The organism is Paenibacillus terrigena DSM 21567 (genome assembly GCF_000374845.1).
In the GTDB taxonomy this organism is placed as follows: Bacteria; Bacillota; Bacilli; order Paenibacillales; family Paenibacillaceae; genus Paenibacillus_K; species Paenibacillus_K terrigena.
Genome location: NZ_KB895415.1, coordinates 379,323 through 397,858 on the forward strand (window position 1 = coordinate 379,323; position 18,536 = coordinate 397,858).

Annotated in this window: 13 protein-coding genes; 1 reads left to right on the plus strand and 12 read right to left on the minus strand. The window is 48.6% G+C overall.

Translation table 11 applies throughout. From position 1 onward, the window contains the following. Positions 1 to 278: 278 nt before the first annotated feature. The 6 genes from C558_RS0113385 to C558_RS0113410 all read right to left on the minus strand — a co-directional run bounded on the left by C558_RS0113385 (position 279) and on the right by C558_RS0113410 (position 7,744). Positions 279 to 2,501 (minus strand): transglutaminase TgpA family protein, encoded by a 2,223-nt coding sequence (locus tag C558_RS0113385; protein ID WP_018756791.1) that lies wholly within the window; start codon positions 2,499 to 2,501, stop codon positions 279 to 281. Beyond that, positions 2,464 to 3,756 (minus strand): DUF58 domain-containing protein, encoded by a 1,293-nt coding sequence (locus tag C558_RS30975; protein WP_169445372.1) that lies wholly within the window; start codon positions 3,754 to 3,756, stop codon positions 2,464 to 2,466. The genes C558_RS0113385 and C558_RS30975 overlap by 38 nt, the downstream gene beginning before the upstream one ends. 9 nt (positions 3,757 to 3,765) lie before the next feature. Further along, positions 3,766 to 4,719 (minus strand): AAA family ATPase, encoded by a 954-nt coding sequence (locus tag C558_RS0113395; protein WP_018756793.1) that lies wholly within the window; start codon positions 4,717 to 4,719, stop codon positions 3,766 to 3,768. Between the two features lie 253 nt (positions 4,720 to 4,972). Continuing rightward, the gene (spoVAE, locus tag C558_RS0113400; RefSeq protein WP_018756794.1) at positions 4,973 to 5,323 is read right to left on the minus strand and encodes a stage V sporulation protein AE; all 351 of its coding nucleotides are present in this window, start codon (positions 5,321 to 5,323) and stop codon (positions 4,973 to 4,975) included. Positions 5,324 to 5,376: 53 nt separating this feature from the next. Continuing rightward, a complete protein-coding gene (gene lplT / locus C558_RS30980; RefSeq protein ID WP_018756795.1) occupies positions 5,377 to 6,633 on the minus strand; it encodes a lysophospholipid transporter LplT in 1,257 nt (418 codons plus the stop codon). 214 nt (positions 6,634 to 6,847) lie between these two features. After that, positions 6,848 to 7,744, minus strand: coding sequence for an aldo/keto reductase (locus tag C558_RS0113410; protein WP_018756796.1), 897 nt, complete (start codon positions 7,742 to 7,744; stop codon positions 6,848 to 6,850). 252 nt (positions 7,745 to 7,996) lie between these two features. On the opposite strand from C558_RS0113410, the gene C558_RS0113415 reads away from it, so the two are divergent. Beyond that, on the plus strand, positions 7,997 to 8,596 hold the full coding sequence (locus tag C558_RS0113415; protein ID WP_018756797.1) for a nitroreductase family protein: 600 nt from the start codon (positions 7,997 to 7,999) through the stop codon (positions 8,594 to 8,596). Between the two features lie 81 nt (positions 8,597 to 8,677). Here the strand turns inward: C558_RS0113415 and C558_RS0113420 are convergent, their stop codons facing one another. The 6 genes from C558_RS0113420 to C558_RS0113450 form a co-directional block, all read right to left on the minus strand. Continuing rightward, the gene (locus tag C558_RS0113420) at positions 8,678 to 9,292 is read right to left on the minus strand and encodes a hypothetical protein (RefSeq protein WP_156826100.1); all 615 of its coding nucleotides are present in this window, start codon (positions 9,290 to 9,292) and stop codon (positions 8,678 to 8,680) included. 184 nt (positions 9,293 to 9,476) lie between these two features. Next, positions 9,477 to 12,662 (minus strand): beta-N-acetylglucosaminidase domain-containing protein, encoded by a 3,186-nt coding sequence (locus C558_RS30985; RefSeq protein WP_018756799.1) that lies wholly within the window; start codon positions 12,660 to 12,662, stop codon positions 9,477 to 9,479. A 352-nt stretch (positions 12,663 to 13,014) separates the two neighbouring features. Next, a complete protein-coding gene (locus C558_RS30990; RefSeq protein ID WP_018756800.1) occupies positions 13,015 to 14,184 on the minus strand; it encodes a metallophosphoesterase family protein in 1,170 nt (389 codons plus the stop codon). Positions 14,185 to 14,448: 264 nt separating this feature from the next. Continuing rightward, positions 14,449 to 15,312 (minus strand): alpha/beta fold hydrolase, encoded by an 864-nt coding sequence (locus C558_RS0113440; RefSeq protein ID WP_018756802.1) that lies wholly within the window; start codon positions 15,310 to 15,312, stop codon positions 14,449 to 14,451. Between the two features lie 248 nt (positions 15,313 to 15,560). Continuing rightward, positions 15,561 to 17,324 (minus strand): dihydroxyacetone kinase subunit DhaK, encoded by a 1,764-nt coding sequence (gene dhaK / locus C558_RS33165; RefSeq protein WP_018756803.1) that lies wholly within the window; start codon positions 17,322 to 17,324, stop codon positions 15,561 to 15,563. A 1-nt stretch (position 17,325) separates the two neighbouring features. Beyond that, positions 17,326 to 18,462, minus strand: coding sequence for a glycerol dehydrogenase (locus tag C558_RS0113450; protein ID WP_018756804.1), 1,137 nt, complete (start codon positions 18,460 to 18,462; stop codon positions 17,326 to 17,328). Positions 18,463 to 18,536: the final 74 nt, after the last annotated feature.

The following is an 18,536-nucleotide window of genomic DNA, read 5'->3' on the forward strand; positions in this document are numbered from 1 at the left end:
GTTTCATACGACAAACTATACCATATTCTTTGTTTTTCGTGCAAAAAATTGCCGCCCGTGTCTATTTAACGACGAGCGGCAAGATCCTGTGTCATTATAAGCGGTTGTTCAAAAATTCATCTTTTGATCACGAAGTGTTTTTAGTAGCGGATTCGACATCGAATCTTGCGTTCACCCTCGAAGTCCGGTACTCATTTAGGTTTTGCCTAAACTCCGTTCCTCCTTCTTCGGATTCTCGCAACCTTCTCGGTGCTGAAAAGCTAAATTTTGAACACACATTATAAGCGTTCCAAAAGCTTCTTCATCTCCACTTGTGCTCTGGACCAATCTTGCTCGGTCACTTGCTTCGTACTGTATTTGGCTTGTTCGAACAATGCGAGCAAGCCGCTCCACGCCCCTCGAAGGGCCTCCTTCTCCTGTTCCCACCTAACCACGCTCTCACGCAGCGTCTCGTGTTCTTCACGGCGAAGTCCCTTGCGTCGACAATGTCGAATCCAATGTTCGGTCAGTACGATGAGCTTCTGATCACTTGAAGGCCTTCGCCCCGCGAGCATCGCCCGCCACCAGATTGTCCCTAACAACCGGTATTTCCATACCAGGAACCACAGCGCGAAGATGAGGATGATGAATAATGTTCCATAAATAGCGAGCGGTGAAACAGCCCCCGAATTGCCTCCGTTCGTCACTTCTTCGGTCATTTTCTCCTCTTCTGTTACAGGAAGTATAGACGCTTGCTGCTCTTCCTGTTGTAATGTGACAGGAATTGAAAACCCAGGTGTCGCCTCAAATGGTACCCAACCAAAGCCTTCGAAGTAAACCTCCGCCCATGAATGAGCGTCCGCATTACTCACATAATAGGTTCCTTCTTCACGCTGCATCTCCTCATGCATCGCATAGGAAGAGATCTGATCTGATCGAGGTCCTGCCTTGGCGCCGGTCGTATACCCCTTCACCCACCTTGCAGGGATCCCTAATGACCTCGTCATGACAACGAGCGATGTCGAGAAGTAATCGCAGTACCCTTCTTTCATATCGAACAAGAAGCTATCAACGAAATCGCCACTCACCTTGCGTGATAAATCAGGCTCATTCGTATATTTGAATTCCCCGGAAATTAGATAGGTTTTGAGTGCTTTGATCCGATCATAATCATTCGTCAGGCCGGCAGTAATTGATCTCGCCAGCTCCTGCACACGGGCAGGGAGTTCATGAGGCAGCTGCAAGTCCACGGCTTGGGCCGCAGATAATGTTCGTCCCGAATTACTGCCAAAATTACGTAACTCCTGTTCATCAATTTGCGGAATCTGAGACACAATCGTATATTGCTTCGGATACGAAGGTGCTGCGGTATCAGCCCACGTCAATGTGGAGGTATCCGAATCCCAACGAAGATTCGACAAGCTGCCTTCGCCTCCAAGCTGTGTCACCTGCCCAATCGGATACGCGCCGAACAGTACCGGATATGGCTCAGCCCGTGTGATGGTCACCGTTGCCGTTAACTCGGCTGTCTTCGAGAACTTCATGCCTCTCGAATCCAGCGGCCTATTTAACACTACAAATGGCAGGTCAGCGTTCTTCTTCTCAGGCAAGGTCTCCCAGCCTTTCCCTGTGTAGATCGAGCGCGTCTCTCCACGCCAGTAACTCTTCCGATTGGTCGTGATCTGCATCACATTACTGTAATCGAAAGTGAACCCGCTGCCCAGCTCACTGTCATCCCGACCATACCCTGATCGATATATACCAACCTGGATCTTCTCTCCATCCTTTGCATTATAGAAGACCGGTACAGCTTCACCTTTCCAAGTCTTCCATAGCGTATATGGATCTGTTACCAACGGAGCTGTGGAGGGCATACTGACCCCCACCAAGAAAATAACGGAAAGTAAGAGTCCCACGGTCGTAAGCAAACGCAGCGGATAGGAAGCTAAATGCCGCCATCCTTCCGGATATTTATCCCTTAACACAACACAATGATCGGTGATTAACCACGCGAGACCAAGCAGCATGGTCCAAGCAACGGCGAGCCATAAGTTCATTTCTGTAAATGAATCTAGGATAGCCAGTCCAATCATTTGAAGGACGATAAGCGCAACGATCCGCACGCGACTTCGCACCCATACCATAATAAGCTCCAATAAAATCCAAGTCCCAAGCGCAAATAAAATATAAGGAAACAGGCTCTTGAAGAATAAGATCGTGTTCTCAACCCTATCCTCCGGTTGCTCTGCGTACAAGTGGTAGGCGCGAAGCACTTGATAGTGAATCAGCAACATAACCAAAACGATAAAGACACGGCGAATCCACGGACGAAGCGGAATGAAGAAATGAACTGCAACTGCACTGATCAAAGTGAGACGAACAATCTCCATCGTCTCCTCCCACCAAATCGTCTCGAGTGGTCCGAACCATTGCCACAGCATGGCTGCCGCGCATAGCATCATCAATTGACGGAGTCCGTCTATCCTAAGATTTCGAAATACTACTCGCAGCCACTTGCCCATTAGCCCACCCTCCTAACACCACAGGAAGTTCTTGCAATTGTCGAATTGAATAGGCTGGAATGCCCCTGGACATCAGGAATGCACTCCAATTGTCTTGCGATGCACCGTCCGGATCCGTTAAATGAATATGACTCACGCCCATCTGCTTCTGCTGAAGGAAACTAAAAAGTCGCAGCACCTTGTCATTCGCACTCGGACTAATTAATACGTAGAAGCTGCCTTGAACAGACTTTGAACCCATTTGCTGCAACCTAACACTTAGATCCTGATAACCATCTGCCTCTGTCTCCATAAGATGGTCATTCATAAGCCTCTGCTGATGTGCTGAACTACCTGCCTCAAATGTCTCCACGGTTTTCCCAAGCGAAATAAGTCCTAGAGGTATATGCCGTTCGCGCCCGTAAGCCAACAGCGAAGCTGCGACGGAAATAGCAAGCTCGAATTGTTCTTCCGTGTAATAATGACGCTGCGTTCGATCTAGAATCAGCATCATAGAGGGCAAAGACTCTCGTTCAAATTCTTTGGACTTCCAGTGCCCCGTCTTCGCGGTTGCATTCCAATGAATCCGTGATATGCGGTCGCCATAGATGTACTCCCGCACGCCATTGATTTGCGTCGTTTCTCTCGTCGATCTCTGGATGAATGCATTCCTTCCGAAGCCTTGTTCCCGAGAATCGAATATTTTCCACTTTGGAATACGGACGGTATGGGGAAGCACGGAGAACTGCGTCGGTACCGTAATCGTAGCTTTATGCTGGAACAATCCTATGACATCTTCCATCGCGCATTCCGATTCTCCGAAGCTATAGAAGCCTCGCCGAAGATTCGATAAGTTATAACGCATTACACATTGCCGATTCCAATCGGGGAGGACTAATGATTCGAACGTCTTCGTCTCCCCGTGCCTTCGGACCAACTGATCGCGAAGCAAGACGTAAGGCGTAATCCCAATCGGCTGTACTTTAATGGTTAATTGGGCCTCGATCGAATCCCCTGCATGAAAAACTAACCGATGCTCCCCCTCATAGAGCAGTTCCCGCTTCCCTGTCGATTTGGATATCCCGCTCCATCTGCCAATCCATAGATATAGACATAAGACAGACATCATGGCGAGCAGCATGAAGGAGGTCTTCCCCCCTTGAAAGAGAAAGAAGAGCAGACAAACACACCAAATCGTGACGATCATCCAGAACCTGAGCGAGTACGCGGACTTCCCGCTTCGGCGGAGGTTAAACCGAGACGCAAATGGCTTCATTCGCATGCATCATCGCTCCATTCTTACGGGAGCATCCACCTGTTTCAATACTTGCTCGATAAAAGACTGCGGCGACACCCCTTCCATACGCGCTTCCGGACGAAGGGTAATGCGGTGTGCAAGGATATGTGGGGCAAGCTGCTTCAGGTCATCAGGCAGAACATAGTCCCGACCATGAAGGAATGCGAAGGCTTTGGCAGCGGACATAAAAGACACCGATGCACGCGGGCTTGCACCGAGTAACGATAAGGCATGATCCCGAGTCTTACGAACAATCTGAACGAGATAATCGCCGACGGCCGGATCAATATGCACATTTCGCACTTCCGCTTGAAGTGTTGATAATTGATCGAGATTTGTGACGCTCTGCACCGTATCGATTGGTTGTCCATACTGGTGCGAGTACAGCAGCTGCTTCTCTGTCGCTGCATCTGGATAACCCAGCGAGATACGCATCATAAATCGATCTAACTGCGCTTCGGGCAGCATATACGTCCCATCAAATTCGATTGGGTTCTGCGTCGCGAAGAGCATGAACGGCTGTGGCAGCGCATAGCTTTCGCCGTCAACGGTTACATACCTTTCTTCCATGGCTTCCAGAAGTGCAGATTGCGTCTTCGTCGTCGCACGGTTGATTTCATCTACCAGTAATATATTCGTGAAAACCGGACCATTGCGGAATACGAATTGCTCCTCACCCGGGTGGAATATCGACACGCCCGTGATATCACTCGGCAATAAATCCGGATGGCATTGAATGCGTCTGAATTGACCATCTAATGTTTTCGCTAAGGCTTTGATTAATTGCGTTTTGCCTGTACCTGGCACATCTTCCACAAGCACGTGCCCTCCTGCGAGTACGGCAGTAAGGAGCAGCTTAATCTCTAGGCTTTTGCCGAGAATGCATCCTTCTAGCTGGGTCTGAATCGCTGAAATCGAGTGCGTATACGAGTTCATATTCATGGCGCAACAACCCTTTCATCATCTGATAAAATATTCCATTTATTTTATTTTACATGATGAATAATAAGGCGTATATAGTAGAGTTTTACAGCGTTAGATGTTGTTTCCCACAAAGGAACCCCACAAAGTGATGTTTTTGCGTTGAAAGCGATTCAGGTACTTCGCTGGAACACAAAAATAAAAATAGACAAAGAGTGCCGTGACGAATGATTCATCACTTCTCTTTGCCTATTTCATAACTGCTTCATACCTGTCAGCCTTTCGGCTTCACGATAAGCGAAGCCAGGAACGAAAATATAATCGCAGACGATATCCCCGCACTAGTTACTTCAAAGATCCCTGTGATTACACCAACCCAGCCGTCTCGCTTAAGCTCCGTCAATGCACCGTGAACAAGGGCATTCCCGAAGCTGGTAATCGGTACCGTCGCACCTGCGCCTGCAAAATCAATCAGTGGTTCATACCAACCAAATCCATCCAGCACAGCGCCTGCAACGACCAATGTCGTCATTGTATGTGCCGGCGTTAATTTGAACACATCAAACATCAATTGCCCGATCACGCAGATCAGCCCCCCAATAACAAAGGCCCATAGAAACTGCACGATTCATCCCTCCAGACTTCCTCAACCTGCTGCATACTGCACTAACAATTACATTATGAGTTATTCGAGGTCTGGTTATGCGAACCATGCAGATATTCATCTGGATTGAACCGGCGAAGCATCGATAGCTTAGGCAGAAGGAACAGAATAAAGACAAGTAGAATCACGCCCATCCCGATCACTGCGGCTTGAATCGGCACTCTGGTACTCAAATACAAATAAATGAACAATCCAATAATCGTTAAGGAGTTCTCCACCAAATTCTGAACAGCAATCGTCTTGCCTGCACCGACTAAATCTTTACCAACCGTCTGTAGAATGGTATTCATTGGAATGAGGAAAATCCCCCCGAATACACCAATGAAAAATAACATGATCACCGCAAGAATCAAATTATGCATAAAGGCAGTAATCAATACGCAGAACACCATCAAAAATCCAAAATAATACGATAAGTACATTTTACCTACAGGGATTAGTTTCGGCATGAGGACAGAACCGAGTACGACGCCAATCGCGGTACTGCCGATAATCATCGATTGCTGATCGGTATTCGTAATGCCAAGATTCGCCGGAATCCACGCGACGAGCGCAATCCGAAGCACCGTAGCCGTTAGCCAGAAAGCTCCTGTCGCAATAAGTGAAAATTGAGCCTGCGGATGACGGAACAACGTACGCGTATCCTGAAAGAATCTTTTTGCTGCAGCCACGTATTGAATTTGTGAATTTCCCGGATTCTTCGGGATAAGGAACGTAAGCCCAAAGGACAACCCATAGACAACAAAACAAGTGATCAGACCCAGCAGATCCGAATATTCCGCAAGGAACCCACCAATAACCGTACCCAAGAGGATCGCTAGAATCGTCGTGCCTTCCACCTTCGAATTGGCGCGAAGCAGTTCCTCCTCTGTGGAGGTAAGCTCGGTCAGAATCCCATACTTTGCAGGGGAATAGATCACCGCTCCAATCCCGAGAATCGCATAACAGAAGATCGGATGAAGTCCGAAGATGAGCAGCAGTATGGCCGCTGCCTTAAATAGATTACCGACCATGAGCACGCCAGACTTTGCGTTACGGTCTGCAAAAGAGCCGACGAATGGCGCCAAGATCAGGAAGACCGCTAGAAATCCAATCTGTATGTAGGTGACCGCTTGATCTGGATTCTCCAGACCTTGCCGCTTCAGCATGCCGATAATGATGAAGAAATTCAAATTATCGGAGAAAGCGCTCATGAACTGGGTCAATACCACCGAATTGACTGGATTCAGCCAACGTCGTGGTGAACGAGCAGAGTCTCGTGTGTGAACCATCGTATAATTTCTCCTTTATTCATGTTCCTATTTTTTACTATTGAGAAATATAACATAACCCTGTTCATCTGACTACGAATTCTGCCTTACGATATTGTAAGGAAATATCGATCTTCGGAATAGAAAACGCCACAACGCCTTGCATGGACACGAAAAAAAAGCTAACCCAGAAGGTCAACCAAATGACGATCGGGTTAGCTTATCTTTTTGAGAACTATCCTTCGACTAAATCTACCGCACTTGCATTCGCAACAACCTGCTCCGGATTCTTGCAGCCCGGAATAACAGCTGTCACCGCAGGGTGCTTCAAGCACCAAGCTAGCGCCCATTGTGCCATATCAACGCCCTCAGGTACCTCGTCCCGCTTAATACGCTCTACCTCTTCGAGCTTGCGTCTGACCATGTCCGCATCATGACGGTGGCGTACATCCGTAGCATCGAATACAGCACCTGGCTTGTATTTGCCGCTCAGATAACCACTCGCTAACGGAACACGTGCGAGCACGCCCAGATCCTGCTCTTGGCATGACGGGAAGACCCGGTTCTCTGGCGTACGATCGAGACGATTATACACGACTTGAATCGCTTGGGAATTGACTTGCGAGGAAGCCGCCGTCTGGTGCAGGTTATCATTGCTGCCAATGGATGTACCTAAATGTCTGATTTTGCCCGCTTGGATCTGCTTATCGAGCACCGTCCACAGCGCATCGTTATCGAATGCTGCATCCGGTCCGGAGTGGAATTGATAGAGATCAATATACTCCGTCTGCAAAGCCTTCAGGGATGCGTCGAGTTGCTTCACAACATCATCCGCACCATATGTATCCGTGCGCGTGAAGCGTTCGTGGAAATGGTGCCCGAATTTCGTCGCGATTACCCAATCCTCACGATTTCGGCGCGCGATATAATTCCCAATGAACTGCTCCGAGAGATGATCTCCATAGCATTCTGCTGTATCAATCAGATTGATGCCTAATTCTTTTCCTTTATCAAGGATCGCATCCACTTCATCTTGTGTGAACTGCTGCCCCCACTCACCGCCGAACTGCCAAGTCCCAAGACCGACCACGGATACATTCAACTCTGTCTTGCCTAATCTGCGATATTTCACTACGATCGCTCCTTTATTTCATTATGTAGTCTAGATATATTTCAAGCATACACTTCTCCGAACGATTATGCCACCGACAATGATTAAGCTAGCGTAAGATCCATATTCACAGGAAGTAGAGAACTTATCCGTTTCGAAAACAACATCAAAAAATATATTGACTTTCTTTTTTATCGCAACTATACTAAGTACATAGAAATTATTAAGTAACAAACAAAAATATATTAACGAGTCGAAAGGAATTGAAACAACATGACTAAAACATTATTCCAAGCTATTGAAGACAGACGTTCCGTATACGGTATTTCGAAAGAAGCTGTTGTATCCGATGCTCGCATTCAAGAAATCGTTGAGTTTGCTGTCAAACATACACCATCTTCGTTCAACTCCCAAAGCGCACGTGTCGTTGTACTCTTGAACGAACAGCATAATAAATTGTGGGATATCACGAAAGAAACGCTTCGCAAAATCGTTCCTGCTGATCAATTCGAGCCAACAGCACAAAAAATGGAAGCTTTCCGCAGCGGTTATGGTACGGTATTGTATTTCGAAGACAACACGGTCATCGAAGGACTTCAAAGCAATTTCGCAGCGTATGCAGACCGTTTCCCTACATGGGCTCAACAATCGAACGGTATGCTTCAACTTGTGATCTGGACAGCACTTGAAGAAGAAGGCTTCGGCGCAACGCTTCAACACTACAACCCATTGATCGATGAGCAAGTGCAGCAAGAATGGAACATTCCTGCAAGCTGGCAATTGGTTGCTCAAATGCCATTCGGTAAGCCAGTAGGCGAAGTGGGCGAGAAACAATTCCAACCGCTTGACAGCCGCGTTAAAGTATTCAACTAATTCGACGATCGACAATGTTAAAATAAAAGCCGACCATGAGCTCAGCCACTTTCGCTGCGTTCATGGTCGGCTTTTTGTCTGTTATTGCGTTGAAGAGGATGATTCATTTCCTTTGCCCGTTGGCGAGAATCCCATCCCTCCATTACGAATGGTCACGTACGAGGCTTGTCCTTGCGCATCCGGATTCATCCAAACCGTGATCACTTCGTCCGCCTTCAGCTCCTTCACCGTGAGCTGCTTGAATGCCATTGTGCCATCCGTCCAACTCATCGTGTAGATCGGTGTCCCTTCGGGGATTTGAATATGCTGTTTCTCTTCGTCGAACTGCATTTCTCGTCCGCCGCCTCCACCTCGTCGCTGGTCGGCTGCTTCGCCGTCGCCGCTTGATTGCGCCGGCGCTGTCCGGCCCTCCTCGCCATTGCCTTGACTCCGCTGTCCACCGCCCATCCTTGCGCCGGGGTCCATTTTAGACGGCTGTATTGTAATATCCGTTCCGTTCACCGCGACCACTTTGGCCATTAGATCTGCATTGCGGTCAGGCTGATCCGGCGCCTTCTGGAACATGCCTCCGCGATGCGGTCCGCCCGTTCCAGACTGTCCATCGGGGGCCGAATTGAAAGCTGAGGTTCCCTTATGGGATTCGGCAGCGCTGCTACAACCTCCCACCCAGATCAATGCGATCATAAGACTTGCCATACACGCCATTTTTCCATAGGTATGTAGCTTCATTTCCATCACCATTCCTTCATCGATTATGCAACGACTAGCATAACAGAAGGATATGAACAAAATATGTACACGCAAAGAGAAACGAGAAGCCGACGCTTAAGCAGCATATCAAGCTGCCAAGGTCGGCTTTTTCGCAAGTTATCGATTTTATCTATTCTATAATTTTCGAAGCAATAGCAGCAAGATCCTTAATGTCGATCACATTGTCGCCATTGATATCCATCTTCTTCACCTGTGCCCAATCTGGACTGGAAGATGTTTTGCCGTAATGAGCCGCCACCATCGCCAAATCTCCGATACTAACCTTGCCATCGCCATTCACATCGCCCGGCTTCGTCGTGATAACCGATGCTTTGAATGTGTCCAGCGCCTGCTGCAAGGCTTGAATTGCCGCAGCCACTTGGTCCACGGTTGCACTTGCGTTATTCACGACCGCTTGAGCCGCTTTAATGGCCGTTAGTAATTTCGCCTTCGAACCTGCTGGGTACTGACCGATTTGCGTACCTTCTACGGCCGCATCGTAAGCCGCTTGCGCCGTACGAATCAGGTTGTTCAGCTCTGTCTTATCACTTGGAGCTGGGTTCACTTGGATGGCCAACGAGGACACGGCAATATTTGATTCCGCTCCCACATGGTCCGCCAATGTTGCATTGCTAATCGAAATCGTTCCTTCCGTCATTTGCGATACTTTTTTCGCCTTGAAGGTCAACTCCAGCAATTGCTTATCTCCTGTAATCGCGTGACCCGGACCTTCACTCGCCAGAATAAACCGCAGCTTGCCTGGGGTATCTTTGCCCGTCTCAAGAAGATTCACGCCATCTTCCAAAGACTTCGCCGACACGAATTCCATCACGTTCGCATCATAATTCATCGCTAAATCTTGGGCATACACGCTCTGCGTGACATTTTCGACGCCAAGCTGCAGCTTGAACTCTTTATCACCCTGAACCGTATCGTCACCGCCGAGAACAGCTGTAGGTTCCTTCGGAATCGCGGTTGAAGTAACAATGAATTCACGCACAATGACCCAATATTCCTGCGTTCCCGTCACACGAATGCGAACGAATCTCGCCTTCTGATTATCCAGCGGAACGCTGATCTCCGACTTCTCCTCTAACGTCGCAAGCTGTGTCCAGTTGGCTCCATCGACCGAATATTCCAACACACCGTGATGGACATAGTCGTTCACGCTGCCGCTCTTGCTCATTAATACCTGAACGTTGGACACCTTGCGCACCTCATTCAGATCCACCCCAATGACATCATTGATTGCCGGGGAATTGTTGCTCCAGAAGTACGTATTCAGATTGCCATCGAGCATTTTGTCTGGCGTATTCGTCTGATAGGTGCCCATCGTCGTAATCGGGAACGGTTTGGAGGTGCCGACGCCGAGCCACGTATCATTCTCGCGAATCGCTCGTGACATAAAGTCCTCGAACACTTGGTTCGCTTTCGCTTTGGTAATCGCATTGATCTGCGTTCTTACATTGTTCAGCGCCGTACGATGCTCAGCCGACTGCTGCTTGTTGTTCCGCTTCTGAGACAACAGCATTTGCGTCGCTTCTACGCCCGCTTGACCGTACAACTCGTATTTGTTCAGATAGAACTTCGTTTCATCGATGAAATCCGGATTGTTCAGGCCGCTGCGGAGTGTAGCAGGCGCTTGCTGCAGCTTCGTAAATTCTGCAATTAGCTGGTTCGCTGCATTGGTAATGCTTCCTCCCCCAATAAAGACCGTCCACAGATTATCGATTTGCGGCTTAATCGTTAATGATTCTTTCGCATTGAGCGGAGAGGAATAATTATTCTCTGCGAAAATGCGGAGTGCGTCAGCAACCTCACCGCCGAAGCGTTTCAAGCTCAGCTGCCACGCTGTCTCAGGATTATACGTCGCTGGATTCCACAAATAATCGGCAATTGTGAAAATCGCAATCTTGGACGCTTCCGCTTCATTCATTGGATTCGTCGTTAGACCAATAATGCCATGATCAGCAAGCTCTGCATCCCGATTGTAGAGCGGGCCTAAGTACAACCGATCCCGTGCGTAATCATTCACCGGGAAGTTATCCCAGATCAATAGATCATGCTTATAAATTGCATTCGCCTTATCCGCATCGGATGCCGAAATACCCGCTGGAACAACAGCCGATCCTGTCCATTGGACGATAATGCTCGGATCCACCAAGGCAGCAAATCGGTTAATATAAGCAGTCGCCGTAATATTCGCATAATCCGTTGGGACGGTAATCAGACGATGAGCTCCTGCGTGCTTATCAATGAATTCCGTCTTGAATCGATTGAGCAGAAAGGCTTGCGCAGCAGCGACCGGATTCGTGTCGCTGTTGAATTTAGTCTTATCGGCATTACAACGTAATGTCTTATCGATATCGTCCAGGAAAATCGCGAACGAGCGAACACCAACATCCCACATCGCTTGCGCTTTGGTCGTCAGCGCCCCAAAATCTGCATCATCGGAGAAGCAGACGCTATTTCCCGGCGAGATGGCAAAGACAAGTTCCACATGATTCTCCTTCGATCGCTGAACGAGCTCGGCAATCTCTGCTAACTTCGCAGCCGGATAGGCTTCACGCCATTTATCCCGGTGATACGGGTCATCTTTGGGCGCATAAATGTACATATTCATTTTTTGCTGGCCATAGAAATCGATTTGGCGAAGACGATCCTGATGGGACCACGGGTCGCCATAGAATCCTTCAATCGAACCACGCCAAGCCATTTTCGGCCAATCGCGAATGGTTACGGACGGAATACGGTATGCTCCCTCCTTCGCTGTAATCAGCTGACGAAGCGTCTGTGCCGCGTAGAAGGTGCCTAGCGTTGTCTTCCCAGCGAGCACGATTTTTGGCTTGCCTGATGTATCCGAGCCGGAAGCCAGGACATACCCCTCATCCTTCAAATCATCCGGTCCCGCAGCCCCAAGAGATTGCAGTGCAGCTGCTGTCGCTTGATTCTCCGAAGGTCCTCCAACCCATACATTGACTGGTGAATTCGGAACCGCAGAATCCTGGACACGATTGATATTCTGCACGCCAGCCTTCCGCAGTATCTCTTCGACGCTCTGGACCGCAGCCGGGTCCGATGTACTGCCTGTTACGATACCCACCTCATACGGAATGACGAATCCATCCCCCGTCGATTGAATGGATTGCGGTATGGGCGAAATTTCAGGCAATTGGGGTGCTTCTGCGGCTGAAACCGTTGACCCTTGCATCGTAAACATCGGTATGACAAGTGCGAGTGCAAGCACGAAAGAAATCGAACGAGACATAGTCTTCTTATTCTTATTTGACTTCGCATAGAAAAAGGATACATTCATGAACAGAGCACCTCTCTATCAATTCATTGTGTCATGCCATCATGATCGATCTATGATGAGCTTATTCTCCCCCCTTTCCACGTCACGAAAAACGTAAAAAGCACGAACCAAAGAGTGACCTCTTTAAGCTCGTGCCCGGCTTCATCCGGTTACACGCTTGGACAGGCGTATTTCGTTATCGATATGTAGATACCCACTTCACGATCGAAATCTTAGGACCAAGACCATGTACCGAAATATGTAACGCTTACAGTCTTCAATGTTAAAGTAATCAAGATTTGAAATCATTTCAATACATTCGACAAAGGTTCTTATGGATCAACATCTTGTCTGCTTTTTCACGTGCAAGTCATTATTCCGCTGTAACCTCGAACGCCCATCGCGTTAATTCCACATTCATCGTCTCGCCCAAATATATCATGTCATACTCGCCTGGGGGAAGTTCGATATGCTCGAACGTCAATACCCCATCCGGCTGCTGTATCGTATTCGTCAAGATCGAAGCGATCGGTTCGATTTGGCGAACTTCATTCGGCACAGCCCCCCTTGGAAATATACCAAACGCATCCTTATTGAGCGAACCTGTATACGTGACTCGAATCGCCTCTCCGACGAGGTAACTGCGCTTATCTAGCTGCATCGTCGGGTTACTCAGCGTCATATCCGGATCTGTCTCCGGATCAATCATAGGGATTTGTGGCGGTAGTGAAATGCTGTATTCTGCTTCGCTAACCCATGCTCCATTCGCAAAGTCCCTGCCTCTGAGCAGTACCTTGTCATCATAAACTTCCACGTAGTATCCCTGCGAACCATCCTTATGCGCATCCTCATCCGTCCATAGGTAGGCCGTCGATGGAACGTTGAACAATGTCGCATACTTGGTATGATACATCGTATCCTTAGCGCCCAGCTCCCAGTGGGTGTGCCCCGTGAACAGGATGGATTGCGGGTACTTCGATAGAATCGTCTTCAATTCGCGATCCTGCCGAATGCCATGCCAACCAAACCGCGTCTGCGCACCTGCGACCGTGTTCATCATCGGTTCATGCACGAAAATGAAGATCGGCTTATCCGCTTCCGCATTCTCCGCTATTTTCTGTTCGAACCAAGCAAGCTGCTCTTCGGATAGATAGGCACAATCTTTCAAGGGCTTCTCTGTCCCTAGGAAAATAAAATGATAACCCTTAATCCAGAAATCATAATACAGTTGATCGATTCCCGTCGATTCTCTAAAACTCGCCATCCGTTCCTCAAAGTCGGCCCAACGAACATCATGATTCCCCGTTGTAAAATATATCGACGGTAAACCTTCCTTGTTACGATCCCAAATCTCTGCCATTGTCTTAAATTGACCGGGAAGACCACGATCGGTCACATCGCCCACATGCATAATGCCGTCACTATCCGGTGTCGTCTTCCGTATATCCTTGAGCGCTCGATCGAAGTTAATAGAATAGATATTGTTCGGATCTTCAGCAACATGCGTGTCAGAAATCACTTGAAAATGAATGTTCGGTTTCATCCTAATCCTCTCTCCTCCTAAATGCTCATCCGTAAATCTCATCATAGGTGAGCGGCATCATGGCTCATGCCTCCATTTTATACCAATGGGACAATCATGATAACCCATAAACACGACATTGGATGAAGAAAGTTTTTGTAGCAAATCGAAGGTTTTGTCGAATATAGTCAAATGCGAAAAAATCCCCTCCGGCCAACAGCATGAAGTCTACTTCACTGTCAACCATAAGGGGATTCTCTTGTCCGTTTCGGACGATTTCATGACTTATAAATTAGCATCCACCGAAGAATCTTCCTGTGGGATTGTTGCCGTATGTGTCATATGCGGGCTTGTTGGCTTTTCGCCTAACGTTTGTTGATCCACTTCTAGTATCCAGCTTTTTATCGCTTGACTGATCTCGACAGCGGCTTTGGTTGGGAGCTGATGCTTCTCTTGCTGCAATACGATCAACTTCCATTGCCGAAGATGATGCTGCAATATTTTACGGTAACGGTTATAGCCTTTGTCTTTTGCCCCATATAGCAATAAGACAGGAGAGCTGATCATCGCAAGCTGATTCGTGCAGTTGTAGTTCAGAGCGGATCGGTAATACTCATGAATATTCTGCATGTTGCCTCTTTCTGAATCCTGTAGCAGGTGACGAAATGTATGGACCTGGTCGGAATTCCCCCACGCAATCCCCCACATCAACAGACGAAACGTCGGCCGCCATGCAGATAGTCCCATCGCGAGCTTAATCCGGCTTCGGAGTACAATATCGCTGACCTCGGACATCGCGCTAATCAAGATGCCGCCTGCAAAACGATCCGGATAATCAAGCATGGCTCTTAATGCAACGCCTCCTCCGGTCGAGTACCCGGATACATAAGCTTGATGGATCTGCAGGTGGTCCAGCAATCGGACGATATCCTGGACAATTAATTCGTAAGTGACCGGCACGGGGGATGCGTGACTTCTGCCGTGTCCTCGAATATCGAAGGTGATAATCTGAAATTGATCGGACAAATACGCTTGCTGGTATTCGAAATTCGCGCTAGTCAAAAGCGGGGGATGGATAAATACGATCGGTATGCCTTGTCCGGATACTTCGTAATATAGCATGGTGCCGTTAATGTTCTGAAGAGGCATCTCGTAATAGCTCCTTTAGACAACAGAATGAACGATTCTGCTATATTATGCGTAAAGGCGGACTGGAAAATTCTTATATGCCATCGCTATTCACATCAACCTGCTTACCTGTTCGTCTGGATTCTTAGATGGCTTCAATGATTGCGAGGTTTGTTAATCCGCTAACCAGCAATATAGCGTTCTCATCGATTGCAATAGAAAAAAAGAATCTCGCCAATTGCGACGAGATTCCCCCATATCTATCTTAATTACCGAATCACCTGAACCAGCTCCGTGAAAATCACACCCAGCGCATAGGCTCCCGCATCCGGGTATCCGATGCTGCGTTCACCCACCGTACCCGCTCTTCCCATCCGAGCCACGATCGTCTCGGTGTTCTTCGCGCCTTGGACCGCGGCTTCGGCCGCTTTCACAGATGCGGTCTTAAAATCCTCGCCCTGTCTCGCGCTCTCCTGCCAGGATTCTGCATACGGAACGAGCGCATCGATTAAAGTCTTATCGCCCACGACAGCGCCGCGTCCGAATGATCTTGCTCCCGTGTCTTGAATGCCTTTAACGACGGCCGCCATCATGTACGCGAACGCTTCAATGGACAAGGTCTGCTTGTCGCCCACCTGTCTACTTGCTGCCCGGAAGGCCGATCCCCAGATCGGACCGGATGCACCCCCACAATGCTCCATAATAATCAGCGAGCATGCATCCAAGAAGCTTCCAATACTACCGCTGCTATGCGCCAGAATATCCTTCCACTCCGTCTTCAGCTGCTTGAACCCTTTGGCAACACTCATCCCAAAATCCCCGTCACCTGCATGGGCATCCAACTCGCAGAAAGGGACCTCATTTTCAATAATGATCTCACTCATCTGATCGATGAGATACACCATGTTCTGGAGCGAGAGTTGGTTATCTGTCATCGTCGCCCAAGCTGGGTCGCTCTCGTTCTTATAAGATACGCGGGTTTCTGCTGCAACTGGTCGATGAACAACCTCTGTGTACTCCACAGTTTCAAACGGCTCATGTACGCTTAACGCCGGTGTATCGCATGGTGCCGATAGCCACTGCTTCAGCGTTGCATCGAGCTTCATCAGGGTCACCGATGCGCCTGCCATATCGATACTCGTCATATAATTGCCGACAAAACCTTTGAAGATCTTAACACCCTTCGCCGTCAATTCACGTGTCACCGAATTATTGAGCAGATACAATTCTTGAAGCGGCGTAGCACCGAACCCATTAATGAGCACCGCCACTTCTTGCTCGGCTCCCTCACCCATTTGCAAATTCGCAAGCAATGCCGTCACCATACGATGCGCCAGCTCATCCGCATAGAGGATACGCTCGCGACGGATCCCCGGTTCACCATGAATGCCCACGCCGTACTCCATTTCTCCCTTTTCGAGTTGGAAGGTCGGGGTGCCTTTTGCCGGAACGGTACAAGAGGTATATGCAAATCCAATACTGCGAACGTTATCGATCGCATGCTGTGCCGCTTCCTTCACTTCCTGCAAAGATAAGCCCGCTTCCGCCGCAGCTCCTGCCACTTTATGAACAAGAACGGTCCCTGCAACCCCTCTTCTTCCCACGGTATAGAGGCTATCTTCGACTGCGATATCATCATCGACCTTGACATAATCGACTTGAATCCCATCTTCACCCGCAAGATGCGCAGCATTTTTGAAATTCATAATATCTCCGCTGTAATTTTTAATGATTAGCAGCGTCCCTTTGCTGCTCGCCGAGTTACGAATCGCTTGATAGACCTGAATCTGCGAAGGCGAAGCGAACACGTCACCGCATACCGCGACGTCGAGCATCCCCTTCCCGACGAATCCAGCATGCGCGGGTTCATGTCCACTGCCGCCGCCACTGATTAAGGTGACCTTCTCACGATTCGGCGCTTTCTTCGAGATGATTTTATATTTGCTGTCAAAAGCAAGATTCGGATGCGCAAGCACAAGTCCGTTACACATTTCCCGAACAAGCGTCTCGGGTTGGTTGATGATTTTCTTCATGTTATTCGCCTCGATTCCGTTTGTATTCACGTCCAATCTGATCGGCAACTCGAATCGCCGCCGCCACCGCTTCCACTGTAATCGGGAATGGCATCGAATGAATGGATTCTTCTGCAATACATGCTTTCTCGGCCACCTGCAACAATTCCTGCTGCGTCACCTCGTCTACGCCGATGTCAGCTAAACAAATCGGTAAACCTATAGAAGCACAGAACGCGAGCACTTCATCGATTTCCGCTTGATCCGCATTTTCCAGCACCAATTGCGCAAGCGTACTGAAGGCAACTTTTTCCCCGTGGTAGTAGTGATGCGTTCCTTCGAGCATCGTTAATCCGTTATGAATGGCATGGGCTGCCGCCAACCCGCCGCTCTCGAACCCGAGTCCCGACAACAGAATGTTCGTCTCAATAATATTCTCAAGGGCCGTCGTGACGACGTTCTGATCACAGGATAGTTTGGCTTTCACACCATCTTCTAATAACGTCTCGTAGCATAATTTTGCAAGAGCCAATGCTGTCTTCGTTCCTTTTGCTTCGCCGCATGCCCCTTCACGAACGCCGCATGGCAAGCCCGCATTCACGTTCGAATAGGACTTCGCCGTTGCTCTGGCTTCAAAATAGGTCGACAGCGCATCCCCCATTCCCGCCACAAGAAATCTTGTCGGCGCGTTCGCGATCACCGTCGTATCGATCATGACCACGCTAGGGCTTTGCTTGAAATACGCATAATCATCGAACGCGCCTTCTGGCGTATAGAGCACGGCCGAATGACTCGTCGGCGCATCGGTCGCTGCAATGGTCGGTACGATGATTAACGCTTCTCCTTCGGCAACGCATTTCGCCGTATCAATCGCTTTTCCCCCGCCTAATCCGATCGTACAAGAACATTGATATTCCTTCGCCAAAGCTTGCAGACGTGCCACTTCTTGTCTCGAACACTCGCCTTGGAAACCGCTTTCAACGAGCGTGATGTCATATTGTTGACTTGTAAAAGCAAGCTTATCTTTCACACGCGCTACATCATCAGGGTGTGCAATCAATAATGCTGATTCTCCAAATGTCCGTACAAAATAACCAAGGTTCCGAAGCTCATCTTCCCCTTGAACATATTTGGTTGGGCTAATAAACGCTCTTCTCATAACGAATTCCTCCCTAGTTGAATATAGCTCTATTATAGGCTTGTCCCGCAGGAGATTCATGGAAAGATCATCGC

Bases quoted from the DNA above. Each gene is read 5' to 3' on its own strand.
- C558_RS30990 (WP_018756800.1), bottom strand. From the start codon at position 14,184: ATGAAACCGAACATTCATTTTCAAGTGATTTCTGACACGCATGTTGCT.
- C558_RS30985 (WP_018756799.1), bottom strand. From the start codon at position 12,662: ATGAATGTATCCTTTTTCTATGCGAAGTCAAATAAGAATAAGAAGACT.
- C558_RS30975 (WP_169445372.1), bottom strand. From the start codon at position 3,756: ATGAAGCCATTTGCGTCTCGGTTTAACCTCCGCCGAAGCGGGAAGTCC.
- C558_RS0113385 (WP_018756791.1), bottom strand. From the start codon at position 2,501: ATGGGCAAGTGGCTGCGAGTAGTATTTCGAAATCTTAGGATAGACGGA.
- dhaK (WP_018756803.1), bottom strand. From the start codon at position 17,324: ATGAAGAAAATCATCAACCAACCCGAGACGCTTGTTCGGGAAATGTGT.
- C558_RS0113415 (WP_018756797.1), top strand. From the start codon at position 7,997: ATGACTAAAACATTATTCCAAGCTATTGAAGACAGACGTTCCGTATAC.
- C558_RS0113450 (WP_018756804.1), bottom strand. From the start codon at position 18,462: ATGAGAAGAGCGTTTATTAGCCCAACCAAATATGTTCAAGGGGAAGAT.
- lplT (WP_018756795.1), bottom strand. From the start codon at position 6,633: ATGGTTCACACACGAGACTCTGCTCGTTCACCACGACGTTGGCTGAAT.
- C558_RS0113420 (WP_156826100.1), bottom strand. From the start codon at position 9,292: ATGGCAAGTCTTATGATCGCATTGATCTGGGTGGGAGGTTGTAGCAGC.
- C558_RS0113440 (WP_018756802.1), bottom strand. From the start codon at position 15,312: ATGCCTCTTCAGAACATTAACGGCACCATGCTATATTACGAAGTATCC.
- C558_RS0113395 (WP_018756793.1), bottom strand. From the start codon at position 4,719: ATGAATATGAACTCGTATACGCACTCGATTTCAGCGATTCAGACCCAG.